The organism is Streptomyces sp. NPDC006602 (genome assembly GCF_042870385.1).
Classification (GTDB): Bacteria; Actinomycetota; Actinomycetes; order Streptomycetales; family Streptomycetaceae; genus Streptomyces.
The window spans coordinates 1-15,077 of the sequence record NZ_JBIAHG010000002.1; the positions used below are offsets into that span (position 1 = coordinate 1).

A 15,077-nucleotide genomic window follows, 5' to 3' on the forward strand; every position below is an offset into this window, starting at 1 on the left:
GTGTCGGACGCGACGGCTGGGAGCCGGGCGGAATGCCGCGAGTTCGTACGGAGGGGGAGGTGTGAGGTGGGGGGGGGGGGGGCGCCGCGGCGGGGGGGCGGGGGGGGGGGCGCCCCCCCCCCCCCCCCCCCCCCCCCCCCCGTCCGCACCCTCCCGGGAGCCGCCGTATGACCGTGATCCTCGGTCAGACCTTCACCGGCATCAGCATCGGTGCCGTCCTGCTGCTCATCGCGCTCGGTCTCTCGCTCACCTTCGGCCAGATGAATGTCATCAACATGGCGCACGGTGAGTTCATCATGGCCGGCGCTTACACCACGTACGTCCTCCAGAAGTCCATTTCCAGCGCGGGAATTTCACTTCTTCTCGCGCTGCCCATCGCCTTTCTTGTCTCCGGCGCCCTGGGCGCGCTGCTCGAATGGCTCTTGATACGACGCCTGTATCTGAGGCCACTTGACACTCTTCTCGTCACGTGGGGTGTCTCGCTGATGCTTCAGCAACTCGCTCGGGACGTTTTCGGTGCGCCGAATGTGCAGACCCGGGCGCCCGACTGGCTCACCGGGAACATCACCGTGCTCGGTGGCGACGACCCTCTCACCTTCGCCAGCAGTCGGCTGTTCATCCTGGGCCTGGCGGTCGCGGCGGTGGTCGCGCTGTCGCTCACGCTGCGGCTGACGCCGCTGGGCCGCCGGGTGCGGGCCGTGGTGCAGAACCGGGACCTCGCCGAGGTGTCGGGCATCTCCACGAGCCGGGTCGACCGCACCGCCTTCTTCCTCGGGTCCGGGCTCGCGGGGGTCGCCGGGGTGGCGCTGACCCTGGTCGGTCCGATCGGGCCGACGATGGGCACCAACGTCATCATCGACGCCTTCCTGGTCATCGTGGTCGGCGGCATCGGGCAGCTCAAGGGCACGGTCATCGTCGCCTTCGTGCTGGGCGTACTGCAGTCGGTGCTCGAGTACTCCACCACCGTCAGCGTGGCCAAGGTCCTGGTGCTCGTCGCCATCGTCGCGTTCCTCCAGTGGCGGCCCCAGGGGCTGTACACGCTGCGGACGAGGAGTCTGGTATGAACCTGCTGAAAGGCCGTCCGGCGCGGGCCGCGGCAGGCTTCGCGTCGGCCGCCGTCGTGCTGTTCGCCGTCGCCCCGCTCGTGCTGTCCGACTTCCGGCTCGGGCTGCTCGCCAAGTACCTGTGCACCGCGATGGTCGCCGTCGGCATCTGCCTGGCCTGGGGCCGCGGCGGGCTGCTGACGCTCGGTCAGGGCGTGTTCTTCGGGCTCGGCGGCTACGCCATGGCGATGCATCTGAAGATCGCCGACGCCGGCCCGGGCAACCTTCCCGACTTCATGCAGCTGTACGGCACGGCCACCGAACTCCCCTGGTGGTGGCAGCCGTTCGGCAACCCGCTGTTCGCCATCGCCGCGACCGTGCTGCTGCCGATGACCGTGGCCGCGCTGCTCGGCCTGTTCATCTTCCGGCGCCGGGTCAAGGGCGCCTACTTCGCGATCCTCAGCCAGGCCCTCGCCGCCGCGTTCGCGATCTGGCTGGTCGGCCAACAGGCCACGACCGGCGGCACCAACGGGCTCACCGACATCCAGGGCTTCTTCGGCTACTCCCTCGACGACCCGGTCAACCAGCGGATGGTGTACTTCGTCATCGCCGCCGTCCTGCTGCTCCTCATCGCCCTGGCGCGTCAGCTGATCCAGAGCCGCTACGGCGAACTCCTGGTCGCCGTACGGGACTCGGAGGAGCGGGTGCGCTTCCTCGGCTACGACCCGGCGAACGTCAAGCTCGTCGCGTACGTCGTCGCGGCCGGCATGGCGGGCCTCGCCGGCGCGCTGTTCGTACCGGCGGTCGGCATCATCTCGCCCGCGCTGATCGGCATCGTGCCGTCCATCGAGTTCGTCATCGGCGCCGCCGTGGGCGGCCGGGCGAGCCTCGCCGGCGCCGTACTCGGCGCGGTCGCGGTCGCCTGGGCGAAGACGGCCCTGTCGGAGGAGTTCCCGGCGGCCTGGACGTACTTCCAGGGCCTGCTGTTCATCGTCGCCCTGGCGTTCCTGCCCGGCGGCCTCGCCTCGCTGGCGGTGTTCGTACGGCGCCGCAGGGCCCCGAAGGCGCCGGAGCAGACGGCGCCCGTCGTACCGGTGGGAGAAGCGGCATGAGTGAGCTCTCAGGTCTCGAGATACGGCAACTGCGGGTGTCCTTCGACGGTTTCACCGCCGTCGACGGGGTGGACCTCGACGTCCGTCCGGGCGATCTGCGCTTCCTGATCGGGCCGAACGGCGCGGGCAAGACCACTCTGGTCGACGCGGTCACCGGCCTGGTGAGGGCGACGGGCTCGGTGCGCTTCGGCGAGCAGGAGCTGCTCGGGCGGAGCGTCCACAAGATCGCCCGGTTGGGGATCGGGCGCACCTTCCAGACGGCCACCGTCTTCGAGGAGTTGACGGTCCTGCAGAACCTGGACATCGCCGCGGGCGCCGGCCGGAGCATGTGGACCATGCTGCGGCGCCGCAAGGACGTCCCCGAGCCGGTCGCCGAGGCGCTGGAGACGGTCGGGCTCACCGAGCTCGCCGATTCCCTGGCCGGGACGCTCGCGCACGGCCAGAAGCAGTGGCTGGAGATCGGCATGCTGCTCGTGCAGGACGTACGGCTGCTGCTGCTCGACGAGCCGGTCGCCGGCATGAGCCACGACGAGCGCCAGGCGACCGGCGAGCTCCTTGAGCGGATCAGCGAGGAGCGGACCGTGGTGGTCATCGAGCACGACATGGACTTCATGCGGTCTTTCGCGCGCAGCGTCAGCGTGCTGCACGCGGGCAAGGTGCTCAGCGAGGGCACGGTGGCCGAGGTCCAGGCCGATCCCAAGGTGCAGGAGGTGTACCTCGGGCACACGGTGGCCGAGGACGCCTCCGACACCGCGGTCGCACAGGAGGCGTGATGCTGCAGATCGAAGACGTCCGGGTCGGCTACCACCGCAGCAGCGTCCTGCACGGGGTCACCGTCGAGGTGCCGAAGGACGGCGTGGCCGCGGTGCTCGGTCACAACGGTGCCGGCAAGAGCACCCTGCTGCGGGCCGCCGTCGGGCTGCTCACGCCGAGCAGCGGCACGATCCGCCTCGACGGCGAGGACATCACCCGGCGCAGGCCGCACGAGCGGGTGGCGCGCGGGATGGCGTACGTCCCGCAGGGCCAGCAGGCGTTCCCGCACCTGACCACCGCGGAGAACCTCCAGCTCGTCGCGGACGGCCGCAAGCGCGGAAAGGCCGCGGTCGCCGAGGCGCTCGACCTCTTCCCGGCGCTGCGGACCCTGTCCCACCGCCGGGCGGGCCTGCTCTCCGGCGGGCAGCGGCAGCAACTCGCCATCGCCAGGGCCCTGGTGACGGAGCCTCGGATCCTGCTCCTGGACGAGCCGACCGAGGGCATCCAGCCGACGGTGGTCGCCGAGATCGAGGAGACGATCCTGGCCCTGGCCGCCCGCGGGGGACTGTCGGTGCTCCTGGTCGAGCAGCACGTCGGCTTCGCGATGCGGGCGGCGCAGCGGTACTACGTTCTGGAGGCCGGCCGGGTCACCTCCTCGGGTGAGGGTGGCCAGGACGCCGAGCGGTCCGTGCGTCAGGCGTTGAGCGTGTGATGCGGTGGTGGTCTCGTGCGACGGGATCCTCGCCCCTGCCGCCCCTTCCCGTCCCGTCCCTGGGGGCTGCCGCGCTCGTCCTCAAACTCCCCCAGAGGGGGGGACCCCCAGACGGGCTGAAATCAGCCCCTCCGGCGTTTGAGGAGCGGGGGTTTGGGGGCGGAGCCCCCAAGGTCGGGAACGGGAAGGGGCGGCGGGGGCGGAACCCCCTGTGAGCAGCACGGGCTAGGCGCGGTCCAGGGTCCGCCGGGCGCGTTCGAGGTAGGCGCGTTGGGCCGGGTTCTCGGTCAGGGCGACGGCCGTCGCGTACGCGTCGGCGGCCTCGGCTGCTCGGCCGAGGCGCCGCAGCAGGTCCGCCCGTACGGCGTGGAAGACGTGGTAGCGCTCCAGGCCGAGGCCGTCCACCAGGCCGAGGGCCGGCCCCGGACCCTCCACCTCGGCCACCGCGACCGCCCGGTTGAGGGCCACCACGGGACCGGGTGCCACCGCCATGAGCTGGTCGTACAGCTGAAGGATCTGCCCCCAGTCGGTGGCGTCGGCGGTCGGCGCGTCGCTGTGAACGGCCTGGATGGCGGCCTGGATCTGATACGGCCCGGGCCGGTTCCGGCGCAGACAGCGACGCACGAGCGACTGGCCCTCGGTGATCAGGGCACCGGCCCAGCGGCCGCGGTCCTGCTCGGGCAACGGCACGAGCACTCCGTCGCCGTCCTGCCGCGCCGCCCGGCGGGACTCGACGAGGAGCATCAGCGCGAGCAGCCCGGTGACCTCGGGCTCGTCCGGCATGAGGTCGCTCAGGAGGCGTCCGAGGCGTATGGCTTCCGCGCACAGTTCGGCCGGACCGTCGTATCCCTCGTTGAAGATCAGGTAGACGACGGCGAGGACCCCTTTGAGGCGGTCCGGGAGATCCGCGTCGCGCGGCACGCGGTACGGGATCCGGGCGTCGCGGATCTTCGCCTTGGCGCGCACGAGCCGCTGGGCCATGGTCGGCTCGGGCACCAGGAAGGCGCGGGCGATCCGGGCCGTGCTGAGCCCGCCGAGGAGGCGCAGGGTGAGGGCGACCTGTGCCTGGGGTGCGAGGGCGGGGTGGCAGCAGGTGAAGATGAGCCGGAGCCGGTCGTCGCGCACGGGTCCCTCCTCGGGCGGCTCGTCGGAGGCGTGCAGCAGGGCGGCCTCGGCGTGGTGTGCGGCGCGCCCGGCCTCCCGGCGCAGCCGGTCGATCGCTCTGTTGCGTGCGGTGGTGATGATCCACCCGGCCGGGCTCGGCGGCACACCGGTCTCCGGCCAGCGCTGCACGGCCGTGGTGAAGGCGTCCTGGACCGCTTCCTCCGCGAGGTCGATGTCGCCGAGGAAGCGGACCAGGACCGAGACCGCACGGCCGTACTCCGCACGGAAGACGGCCTCGACGTCAGCGGTCATCAGGCTTCCGCGCCGTGCATGAACGGCCGCACCTCGATCGGCAGCGTGGTCGCGAGGGCGGCCTTGCGACCCCATTCCAGGGCCGCGTCCAGGTCGGGCGCCTTGACGAGGCAGATGCCGCCGAGCATCTCCTTGCCCTCCGCGTACGGGCCGTCGGTGACGAGGACGTCGCCGTCACGCGGCCGCAGCACGGTCGAGGACTCCGGGCCGTGCAGTCCCCCGGCGAAGACCCAGGCGCCCGCCTCGCGCAGCTCCTGATGGAAGACGTCGAGGTTCTTGCCGATCTCCGCGAGGACCTCCGGCGGGGGCGGGTCGCCCACCGGCTGCATCACGCTGAGCAGGTAGTACTTCATGACGGCCTCCTTGCCACTCCGGTGTGTCCGTGCCCGTCTCCGGGGCGTTCTCTCACCTCCTACACGAACGGCGGCCCCCCGGATCGACACCGCGCACGACGACATCGGGAGAATTTCCTCCATGACCATCGCCCCGCACCCGCACCCCCTGGTCGTCCGCGCCCGCCGACTCGCCGACGACCTGCTCGCACCGCACGCCGAACGGGTCGACCAGGAGGGCGTGCCCGCCACGCACATGGAGGCGATCCGGCGATCGGGACTGCTGGGGCTGAACGCGCCCGAGGAGTACGGCGGCGCGGCGGCGCCCGCGGCGGTCGCGAGGGAGATCGCGGAGATCCTGGCCGGGGCGTGCTGCTCGACCTGGTTCGTGCAGACCCAGCACCACACACCCGTGACGACCCTGTCCAAGAGCGACGGCCCGGTGCGGGACCGTCTGCTGGGCCCGCTGGCACGCGGCGAACTGCTGTCCGGGGTGGCCTACGCCCACCTCCGGGCACACCCCCGGACCCCGGTACGGGTCACCCGGGAGCGGGGCGGCCGGCGCTTCGACGGCACCGTGCCCTGGTACACCGGCTGGGGCCTCAACGACGTCATGCTCCTCGCCGGGGTGACGGACACCGACGAGGCGCTCTTCGCCTTCACCGAGGCCCGCGAGCAGCCGGGCCTGCGCGCCTCACCACCCATGCGCCTCGCGGCGCTCACCGCCGCGCACACGGTGTCGCTGGAACTGGACGGCCTGTGGCTGCCCGAGGAGGCCGTGGTCCTCCGGCAGCCCTACGAGCGGTGGGCCGCGGCGGACCGTACGAAAACGGCGAACACCTCCCCGGCGGTCTTCGGAATCACGGAGACCGCACTCGCCCTGCTGGACGACACCACGGCCGAACCCCTGCGCGCCCGCCTCACCGACATCCGCGCTCGCGCCTACGCCCTGGCCGACCACCCCGCACCGGACGAGCACCGGGAGGAGCGCCTGGCCCTGCGCACCCAGGCGTACGAGCTGATGCGCGCGGCCACCACGGCGGCGGTGGTGGCCGGCGGCGGCAGATCGCTGACCCTCACCAACACGGCCCAACGCCTGGCCCGAGAGGGCCTGTTCCTGTTGGTCCAGGGCCAGACGCCGGAATCACGCGCGGCACACCTGAAAGCACTGGCCGGCTGAAACCCGCCAGGGGCGCGGGGCTGTGACACATGCGGCTCCGCCGCGTGGGCGCGACCAGCCACAGGCAGCCCGCACACGCCGGACGACAGTAACCACCCCACTCAGCCGGCGAACGGCACCTGGGCCGACGACACGGCCCGGTCGCCGTATGGATGCCGCCACAAGCCCTGCGCGGCCAACCGCGGCAGCACCCCCTCTCCGAACCAGTACGCCTCCTCCAGATGCGGATACCCGGAGAAGATGAACTCCTCGATTCCCAGCGCGTGATACTCCTCGATCCGCTCGGCGACCTCCTCGTGGCTGCCGACCAGCGCCGTCCCCGCGCCACCCCGCACCAGCCCGATGCCGGCCCAGAGGTTGGGATAGATCTCCAGCCCGTCCCTGCCACCGCCCCCGTGCAGCGCCAGCATCCGCTGCTGCCCCTCGGACTCACTGCGGGCCAGCCCCGCCTGCACGGACTTCACGGTCTCCGTGTCGAAGCCCTCGAGCAGACGGTTCGCCTCCGCCCACGCCTGCTCGGACGTGTCGCGGGTGATCACATGCAGCCGAATGCCGAAGCGCAACGTACGCCCCTGCTCCGCCGCCAGCTCCCGAATCCAGGCGATCTTCTCGGCGACCTGCGCGGGCGGTTCCCCCCAGGTGAGGTACACGTCGGCATGCCGGGCGGCGACCTCCCCGGCGACCGGCGAGGAACCGCCGAAGTACACCTCGGGCACCGGATCCGGCACGCGTGCCAGCTTCGCGTCCTCGACCTGGAGGTGCTCGCCGTGCAGATCGACGGTCTTGCCCTCCCACAACGCCCGGACGATTTCGAGGAATTCACCGGTACGGCGATACCGCGCGTCCTTGTCGAGGAGGTCACCGTAGGCCCGCTGCTCGTGGCTCTCGCCGCCGGTGACGACGTTGAGCAGGAGCCGCCCGCCGGTCTGCCGCTGGAACGTGGAGGCCATCTGCGCGGCGAGCGTCGGTGAGACGAAGCCGGGGCGGAAGGCGACCAGGAACTTCAGGCGTTCGCTGTGCTGGGCGACCATCGCGGTGGTCAGCCACGCGTCCTCGCACCAGGCGCCGGTGGGGGTGAGCGCACCCTCGAAGCCCAGGTCCTCGGCGGCGCGGGCGATCTGGCCCAGGTAGGCGACCGTCGGGGGCCGGTCCCGCCCGGAGGCGGTGGCCGGCGTGCCGTGGCCGCCGCCGACGACATGGCGGCTGTCGCCGTTGGTGGGGAGGAACCAGTGGAAGGTGAGGGACACGTGTGGTCTCCGTTCCGGAAGATCTTCTAAAGGAGGCCGTGGCGTGGTGGCCGCGTGCCGTTCAGCACGTACCTGCCGATGTGCTGGACCTTCCAGCGGGCGGGATCGTGCAGGGTGTGGGTGCGCGCATCGCGCCAGTGCCGGTGCAGATTGAGGGAGTCGAGTGCGGCACGGGTGCCGGACACCTCGAACACGGCACTCCCGGCCTCCACGGCGGTCTGCGCGGCGTGCGCCTTGGCCGCGGCGACCGCGATGGATGCCTCGGCCGCCGAGTCGTCGGTGAGGTCGGCGCGGGCCGCGTCCACGGCACGGGCGGCCTCCCGCAGGAGCGCCTCGGATGCCCGTACCTGGATGGCGAGTTCACCGAACCGCTGGATCAGCAGCGGGTCCTCGGCGGCCGTCTCGACGCCGCTCTCGAACCAGGGCCGGCTCTTGGTGCGGACGAACTCGGCGGCCTCGGCCAGCGCTCCCTGCGCGATGCCCACGTCGATGGCCGCGTGGAGCAACTGGGCGACCGCGCCGTGGAGTTGGGGTCCTCGGAAGGTGAGGTGGTGCGGCAGCACCCGGTCGGCCGGTACCGGCACCGCCTCCAGTCGTACGGTGCCGCTGGCGGTCGTACGCTGGCCCATGCCGTCCCAGTCGTCGATGACCGTGAGCCCCGGGGCGTCCCTGGGCACGTACGCGACGTGCAGGTTGTCGTCCTCGGTGCGGGCGAGCACCGGGATCCAGTCGGCGAAGAGGGCACCGGTGGAGTAGTGCTTGACGCCGGTCAGCGTGTACGAGCCGTCGGGGTGGGGTTCCAGGCGGGTGCGGATGTCCTGGACGTGCTTCGTGCCCGCCTCCGACTGTGCGTTGCCGAAGCGGCGCCCGGCGAGGACCTCGTCGAAGAAGAAGTCCCGCTGCTCCGGTGTGCCCTGATGGCGAATCACGTTGACGTACACGAAGTGGCTCTGCGGGATCTGGGCGAGGCTCGCGTCGGCCGAGGCGAGCAGCCGGAAGATCTCGGCGAGGGTCTCCTGGCGTACGTCCGCTCCCCCGTACTCGGCGGGCACGGTGACCGCCAGCAGTCCAAAGGCGCTGAGGCGGTCCAACTCCTCCCGGGGCAGGCGGCGTTCGGCGTCCCGCTCGGACGCGGTGGCGCGGAACTCGTCGGCGAGGTCCCGGGCCACGGTCAGGGCCTCCAGGTCGTCGGCGATGACTTTCGCGGTCATGGGGTCAGCCCGCCGCGGCCAGCAGCGGCGTACGGCCGAGGGCGGTGGAGAACTGGTCGAGCACCTGGGTCAGGGCCTCGCGCGCGGTGGGGGCGACGGTGAGGGAGCCGTCCTCGTGGGCGGTGATGTCCTTGTCCAGGGTGAACCAGCCCTGCACGATGTGGCCCGCGCCCATGGAGCTCAACACCGGGCGCAGGGCGTAGTCGATGGCCAGCACATGGGCGGTCGAACCGCCCGTGGCCAGCGGGAGGACGGTCTTGCCGGCGAGGGCGTACTGCGGGAGCAGGTCGAGGAGCGCCTTGAGGACACCGGAGTAGGCCGCCTTGTAGACGGGGGTGCCGATGACGACACCGTCCGCGCGCTCGAAGAGCTCGGTCGCCTCGACGATCGCGGGATGCCGGAAGTCGGCACCGAGCAGGGCCTGGGCCGGGATGGTGCGCACGTCGAGCGGGATCACCTCGTGGCCCTGGGCGGCGAGGCGGCCGTCGAGGTGGCGCAGGAGCCTGGCGGTGCGGGAGGAGGCGGAGGGGCTGCCGGAGACGGACAGGACGGTGGCCATGGGCCCTCTTTCGGGGAGGAGGGGCGCCCCCGCGCGGGAGGCGCCCCCGGTGGTCAGGAGTACCAGGTGGGTTCGGGCAGTTCGCCTTCGAGGACCCAGCGGCCGACCTCGCGCCGCTTGTAGGCGACGGGGTCGTGGAGGGTGTGGGTGCGGACGTTGCGCCAGAAGCGGTCGAGGCCCTCGGCACTGGCTGTGGAGCGGGCTCCGGTCACCTCGAAGACGCGGTTCGCGATCTCCAACGAGACGTCGGTGGCGCGGGCCTTCACCGCGGCCACCCGGACCTCGAAGTCGCCGCGGGCCTGCTCGGTCACGGCGTCGGGGTCGTCGTGCAGCTTCTGTCCCTCGGCGGCGACGGTGTCGGCGAGGGCCTCGACCGCCCAGAGCTTGGCGGTGAGGTCGCCGTAGGTGTCGATGACGTACGGCTCGTCGACCGCGCGTTCGTGGCCGCCGTGCAGCCAGGATCGCGCCTTGGTGCGGGTGTAGGTGGCGGCCGTCTCCAGCGCGCCGCCCGCGATGCCGAGGTAGAAGTTGACGAAGACCAGCTGGATGGTCGGGACGTTGAGGGTGTTGTAGGTGCGCGGCTGGAACTGCTTGTCGACGTAACCGGCCGCCGAGGACCAGGGCGTGCGGACCCCGTCGATCGTGACGCCGCCGCTCTCGGTGAGGCGCTGGCCGATGTTGTCCCAGTCGTCGTGGAAGGTCAGGCCCTCGGAGTCCGAGGGCACGATCGCGAAGACGTGCTGGTCGGTGCCTTCCAGGACGCCTTCGAGGACGGTGACGTCGGAGACCTTGCTGCCGGTGGAGAAGGATTTGCGGCCGGTGAAGACGAGGTCGTCGCCGTCCTCGGTGACGGTCACGTCCTTGTCGCGGGGGTTGACCGCTCCGCCGAAGAACCAGCGGTTCTTGGCGGCCTCGGCCTCGAGGTACTCCCATTGTTCGCGGGTGCCGACCAGGCGGGCGGCCCAGTTCCACAGGTAGTGGTAGCCGAGGAGCTGGCCGATGGATCCGTCGGCCTTGGCGACCTCGCGGACCACCCGGTAGGCGGTCGGCCAGTCCTGCCCCGCGCCGCCGTGCTCCGTGGGGCCGAGCAGGGTGACCAGGCCGGAGTCCTTGAGGAGCTGGACCTCGGCGTACGGGGTGGCGCCGGCCCGGTCGCGTGCGGCGGCGTCGGTGGCGAGGACTGCGGCGACCTCGGCGGCGCGGGCGATCCAGTCCTCGGCGGTCCGCGGGGCGGGGCTCTGCTGCCAGTGGGTGGGCGTGACGGTGCTCATGCTGGGGTGACCTCTCTCGCAGTGCGGTGCGGAAGCTGTGGGGGCGGTCAGGCGTGGGCGTGGGCGTGGGCGTGGACGGATTCGGGCTCGCTGTCCGGGAGTTGGGCCTCCAGCTCGCGGACGAGGGGCAGCACCCGACGGCCGAAGTACTCGACTTCCTCGTGGTAGTGCAGGAAGCCCAGGAGGAAGAGGTCGACGCCGAGCTTCTTGTAGGCGACGATGCGCTCGGCGATCTGCTCCGGGGTACCGATCAGGCCGGTGCGAAAGCCGTCGTTGTACTGCACCAGATCGGCGAAGCTGGAGTCCTGCCACATGCCCTTGCCGTCGGCGGCGGACTGCCCCGCCTGCTTCACGGCGGCACCGAAGCCCTCCACGGCCTCGGTGTCGGCCTGCGCGACGATCTCCCGGAGGGTCTCGCGGGCGTCGGCCTCGGTGTCGCGGGCGATGAGGAAGCCGTTGAGCCCGAACTTCGGTGCGCGGCGGCCGACTTCGGCGGCGGACTTGCGTACGTCCTCGATCTGTTCGACGACCCCGTCGAAGTCCTTGCCGTTGGAGAAGTACCAGTCCGAGACGCGGCCGGCCATGGTGCGGGCGGCGGTGGAGTTGCCGCCCTGGAAGATCTCCGGGTGCGGGCGCTCGGGGGTGTTGAGCGGCTTGGGCTTGAGGGAGAAGTCGCGCAACCGGTAGAAGTCACCGGCGAGTTCGGTGTGGTCCTCGGTCCAGATCTGGCGCAGGGCGCGGATGAACTCCTCGGAGCGGCGGTAGCGTTCGTCGTGCTCCAGCCAGGGCTCGCCGAGGGCGGTGAACTCGCCCTTGAACCAGCCGGAGACGACGTTGACGGCGAAGCGGCCCTTCGACAGGTGGTCGTTGGTGGCGCCGAGCTTGGCCAGGACGCCGGGGTGCCACAGGCCGGGGTGGACGGCGGCGATGACCTTCAGGCGCTCGGTGGCGAGCAGCAGGGCGAGGCTGAAGCTGGTCGACTCGTGCTGGTACTCGGCACCGTAGCTGGCCATGTAGCGGACCTGGCTGAGGGCGTACTCGAAGCCGTTGTTCTCGGCCAAGACGGCGAGTTCGCGGTTGTAGTCGTATCCCCAGTCGGTGCGCTGCTCGATCTTGCTGGTGACGAGGCCACCACTGACGTTGGGGACCCAGTAGGCGAATTTCAGGGGTGCTGCGGGCATGCGGAACTCCTGTTGCGGAATACGCGGGGATTTTCGGGGACGCCGAATCGAAAGGGCGCGAAAATTCGCTGCATTCAGGCGGTGAAGGGAAAACGCGAGAGGCTCCTGTCCCAGGCCAGGACAGGGCGGGCGCGGAAGGAGGAGCGGCGGCGGATCAGGCCGCGGCGCAACAGGAGGCGCTGGAGACGCGCGCGAGGTCGACGTGGCGTCGCCGCGTGAGGTCCAGTCGCATCTTCATGCCGTCGATGGTCGCAGTCGGCCGCGACGGGCGTCAAGGAAAACCCGACCGGTCTCGTATCGCGGACCATTGAATTTCACGAACGTGTGACAGGGAAACCCTTGAACTGCCCGTGAAATCACCCGCATTCTGCTGCGGTGCGGACCGAACAGCTGGAATACATTGCGGCGGTGACACGGCTCGGCTCGCTGCGCCGGGCGGCGGACGAACTGCGCCTGTCGCAGCCCGCGTTGAGCGAGACCGTCAGAAATCTGGAGCGGGAGCTGGGAGTCGGCCTCCTGGAGCGCAAGCGGTCCGGCGCGACGATGAGCGCGGAGGGCCGGGAGCTGCTGCCGTACATCGTCCATGTGCTGGAGGCGGTGGACCGGCTGCGGGCGGCGGCCGGTGAACAGCACCGCATCAGCCGTATGGTGCGCGTCGGCACGGTGAACGCGGCGACCGTGCCATTGCTCGTACCGGTGGTGCGAGAGTTCCGTGCGGCGCATCCGGTCACGCAGGTCGAGGTGGTCGGCGCGCAGCAGACGGAGATCCACCGGGCCCTGTCCGAGGGCGGGTTCGACCTCGGTCTGGTGAACCACCTGGACGGTGACGACGTGCCCGCCGACGTCGAGTCGACCCAGTTGCTGTGCGGCCGGCCCGTGGTGTGCGTGCGTCCCGACAGTCCGCTCGCGTCCCGGTCCGCGGTGACGGTGGAGGAACTGCTCGCCGAGCCCCTGATCGCGATGCGCTCCGGTTACGTCATGCACCGCTATGTCCACCGGCTCCTGGACGGCCGCACCCCGTCCTTCTCCTACTCCACCGACGGCGCCGAGATGGGCAAGCTGATGGTCGCCGAGGGGCTCGGCGCGACGGTTCTGCCGGACTTCAGCGTGGCCGGGGATCCGCTGGAGCGGCTCGGCACGATCGCCTACCGGCCGATCGCGGGCGACACCACCCGGGTGCTGCTGATGCTGCAACGCCGGAAGGCCGAGTCGGTGCCGCGGGCCGCGCAGGACCTGTACGAGGTGTTTCTGCGGAGGGCGGGGGACCTGGGAGGCACCCTGTCCGACCGTCCCCTCAGTCTTCCCCGCGCCACGGAACCACCACCAGGAACGCGTCCGACTTCAGGTCCATGACGACGGTCGCGTCCTCGCCCTCGGCCCGGCGCGCCGCGGCGTACTCCTCCGCCGGCCACGATCCGCGCGGAGATCCCGCAGGAAACCGCTCCAACACCTTTGCGCCCATAAGGCAGACACCTCCAGCATCGACCGTCGCCCCGAACGACAACGCTCGTATCCATGCGCCTGCCCGCGATCGAGCCGGACATGTACCTTTCACGGCCGGTAGTCGCGAGATCGCGGGCCGAGCCGCCCCGGTCGTCCGCCGGGCCCTCTGACCACTACACATAAGGATGAAATAAGCGCAGAATAAACGTACGCGGCGCTCTACCGCATACCGCACCAGACGCGGTCAGACCTGCAAAGTCAGGAGGAGACGACTCATGGCCAACGTCTCTCACACCAGAGGGGACATCACCACCCACCCCGACGCTTCGGAAATGCGGGAACGCTACGACCGCGTGCTCGGCGGTCGCGATGTGGCACTCGTGGACGGACCGGTGTTCCTGCTCGGTCTGTACTGTGCCGTATCCCCGTGGGTGGTCCACTACACGACGAGCCAGCCCGACCTCGTGATCCACAACCTCATCATGGGGATAGCGATCGGCCTGCTGGCCCTCGGGTTCACCCGGGCTCCGGAGCGCATGTACGGCCTGAGCTGGGCCATGTGCGCGCTGGGCGTGTGGATGATCGTGTCGCCGTGGATCGTCGGCGAGAGCCCGGACGCCGGGGTCATCTGGAACAACATCGTCATCGGTGCCCTCGCTGTGATCCTCGGGCTGATGTGCACCATCACGGCGGCGAGGAGCGCCCCGAGGGCATAGGAGCCCGTGAGGAAGGACAGACGCACCCACAGGCCGGTCCGCGCCCGCGCGGACCGGCCCTCTCGAACCGAGGTGTCAGCCCAGCAGGGCCCCGAGCTCGCGACGATGCTCGGCGACCCACTCCCAGGCACTCCGCACCTCGTCGACGGCTCCGGCGTCGCGCAGCGCGGCCATGGCGGGTTCGCCGCGGTCCGCGGCGGCGTCGATTCCCCGCCAACAGCGGTCCTGCCACCACAGGACGGTGTCGACGAGGACACCGCGCTCGTCGAGGTCGTAGGCGTCGCACACGAGACGGATCCGGCGCGCAGCCTCCGGCATGTCGGTCACCTCGGGGCCCAGGTCCAGGTACTGCCAGCACAGGTGGGCGACGTCGTGGACGCGCTCACCGGGAGCGGCGAGATCCCAGTCGACGAACGCCAGCGGCCGCCAGTCGTCGCCCCGCACGGCGTACACGGTGTTCTTGGGGGCGAGGTCGTTGTGGCAGACGACGTCCCGGTCGCCGGCCGACGGGGTGCCGTGTGTCAGGTCGTGGAAGGCGCGGACGAGCCGCGCGACACGGACCAGGTTCGCGTCGGTGCGGGCGGCGGCCCGTTCCTCGGGGGTCACGGCCGCCCGACCCTCGATGTAGCCGAACGTCTCGCGGCCTCGCTCGTCCATGCCCAGGTGGCGCGGCGCCCCCGGCCATCCTCGCCGCTCGAACAGCGCGAGCAGGTCCCGCACGTAGTCCGACCGTGCCGTCGGCGTTCGCCGCACGGTCGCGCCGATCCGCACGACCACGTTGAAGGCACCGCCTTCGAGCGATGTCTCCTCCATCTTGAACGCCTCCACATACCGCTCGACTCCGAAAGAAGTATCCAGGGTCGGGGAACAGAGCGCGCGAGGCGCGGCTGCCGGACGAGCG

At 71.0% G+C, this 15,077-nt stretch carries 16 protein-coding genes; 7 read left to right on the top strand and 9 right to left on the bottom strand.

The genetic code is table 11. The features are described from left to right. Positions 1 to 167 precede the first annotated feature (167 nt). Genes urtB through urtE form a run of 4 tightly spaced genes read left to right on the top strand, consistent with a single transcriptional unit; the run spans position 168 to position 3,620 of the window. On the top strand, positions 168 to 1,064 hold the full coding sequence (gene urtB / locus ACFYO2_RS04600; protein ID WP_388344035.1) for an urea ABC transporter permease subunit UrtB: 897 nt from the start codon (positions 168 to 170) through the stop codon (positions 1,062 to 1,064). Then, positions 1,061 to 2,155: an urea ABC transporter permease subunit UrtC gene (gene urtC, locus ACFYO2_RS04605; RefSeq protein ID WP_388344038.1), complete on the top strand. Its 1,095-nt coding sequence runs from the start codon at positions 1,061 to 1,063 to the stop codon at positions 2,153 to 2,155. Before urtB ends, urtC begins: the two co-directional genes overlap by 4 nt. Then, the gene (urtD, locus tag ACFYO2_RS04610; RefSeq protein ID WP_388344041.1) at positions 2,152 to 2,928 is read left to right on the top strand and encodes an urea ABC transporter ATP-binding protein UrtD; all 777 of its coding nucleotides are present in this window, start codon (positions 2,152 to 2,154) and stop codon (positions 2,926 to 2,928) included. Before urtC ends, urtD begins: the two co-directional genes overlap by 4 nt. Continuing rightward, positions 2,928 to 3,620 carry an urea ABC transporter ATP-binding subunit UrtE gene (gene urtE / locus ACFYO2_RS04615; protein ID WP_388344044.1) on the top strand — a complete coding sequence of 231 codons (693 nt, stop codon included), beginning with the start codon at positions 2,928 to 2,930 and terminating at the stop codon, positions 3,618 to 3,620. Before urtD ends, urtE begins: the two co-directional genes overlap by 1 nt. Positions 3,621 to 3,845: 225 nt before the next feature. Here the strand turns inward: urtE and ACFYO2_RS04620 are convergent, their stop codons facing one another. Continuing rightward, positions 3,846 to 5,036 (bottom strand): RNA polymerase sigma factor, encoded by a 1,191-nt coding sequence (locus ACFYO2_RS04620; protein WP_388344047.1) that lies wholly within the window; start codon positions 5,034 to 5,036, stop codon positions 3,846 to 3,848. After that, positions 5,036 to 5,389: a YciI family protein gene (locus ACFYO2_RS04625; protein ID WP_388344050.1), complete on the bottom strand. Its 354-nt coding sequence runs from the start codon at positions 5,387 to 5,389 to the stop codon at positions 5,036 to 5,038. Before ACFYO2_RS04625 ends, ACFYO2_RS04620 begins: the two co-directional genes overlap by 1 nt. 121 nt (positions 5,390 to 5,510) lie before the next feature. Between ACFYO2_RS04625 and ACFYO2_RS04630 the strand changes: the two genes are divergently transcribed. Next, a complete protein-coding gene (locus tag ACFYO2_RS04630) occupies positions 5,511 to 6,548 on the top strand; it encodes an acyl-CoA dehydrogenase family protein (RefSeq protein ID WP_388344052.1) in 1,038 nt (345 codons plus the stop codon). Between the two features lie 101 nt (positions 6,549 to 6,649). On the opposite strand, the gene ACFYO2_RS04635 is transcribed toward ACFYO2_RS04630, so the two are convergent. The 6 genes from ACFYO2_RS04635 to ACFYO2_RS04660 form a co-directional block, all read right to left on the bottom strand. Continuing rightward, positions 6,650 to 7,795 (bottom strand): LLM class flavin-dependent oxidoreductase, encoded by a 1,146-nt coding sequence (locus tag ACFYO2_RS04635; RefSeq protein WP_388344054.1) that lies wholly within the window; start codon positions 7,793 to 7,795, stop codon positions 6,650 to 6,652. Positions 7,796 to 7,821: 26 nt separating this feature from the next. Continuing rightward, entirely contained in the window at positions 7,822 to 9,006 is a 1,185-nt protein-coding gene (locus ACFYO2_RS04640) for an SfnB family sulfur acquisition oxidoreductase (RefSeq protein ID WP_388344056.1), read from the bottom strand. Positions 9,007 to 9,010: 4 nt separating this feature from the next. Next, a complete protein-coding gene (ssuE, locus tag ACFYO2_RS04645; protein WP_388344059.1) occupies positions 9,011 to 9,565 on the bottom strand; it encodes an NADPH-dependent FMN reductase in 555 nt (184 codons plus the stop codon). 53 nt (positions 9,566 to 9,618) lie between these two features. After that, complete coding sequence (locus ACFYO2_RS04650; RefSeq protein ID WP_388344062.1) at positions 9,619 to 10,836, bottom strand: acyl-CoA dehydrogenase family protein; 1,218 nt, start codon at positions 10,834 to 10,836, stop codon at positions 9,619 to 9,621. A 47-nt stretch (positions 10,837 to 10,883) separates the two neighbouring features. Next, positions 10,884 to 12,017, bottom strand: a complete 1,134-nt coding sequence (sfnG, locus tag ACFYO2_RS04655) for a dimethylsulfone monooxygenase SfnG (protein WP_388344065.1) — start codon at positions 12,015 to 12,017, stop codon at positions 10,884 to 10,886. A 154-nt stretch (positions 12,018 to 12,171) separates the two neighbouring features. Beyond that, the gene (locus ACFYO2_RS04660) at positions 12,172 to 12,255 is read right to left on the bottom strand and encodes a putative leader peptide (RefSeq protein WP_350760414.1); all 84 of its coding nucleotides are present in this window, start codon (positions 12,253 to 12,255) and stop codon (positions 12,172 to 12,174) included. A 137-nt stretch (positions 12,256 to 12,392) separates the two neighbouring features. On the opposite strand from ACFYO2_RS04660, the gene ACFYO2_RS04665 reads away from it, so the two are divergent. Continuing rightward, the gene (locus ACFYO2_RS04665) at positions 12,393 to 13,370 is read left to right on the top strand and encodes a LysR family transcriptional regulator (protein WP_388344067.1); all 978 of its coding nucleotides are present in this window, start codon (positions 12,393 to 12,395) and stop codon (positions 13,368 to 13,370) included. 365 nt (positions 13,371 to 13,735) lie between these two features. Beyond that, a complete protein-coding gene (locus ACFYO2_RS04670; protein WP_388344070.1) occupies positions 13,736 to 14,176 on the top strand; it encodes an SPW repeat protein in 441 nt (146 codons plus the stop codon). 75 nt (positions 14,177 to 14,251) lie between these two features. Here ACFYO2_RS04670 and ACFYO2_RS04675 read toward each other — a convergent pair whose 3' ends face one another. Then, the gene (locus ACFYO2_RS04675) at positions 14,252 to 14,989 is read right to left on the bottom strand and encodes a phosphotransferase (protein WP_388344073.1); all 738 of its coding nucleotides are present in this window, start codon (positions 14,987 to 14,989) and stop codon (positions 14,252 to 14,254) included. Positions 14,990 to 15,077 lie beyond the last annotated feature (88 nt).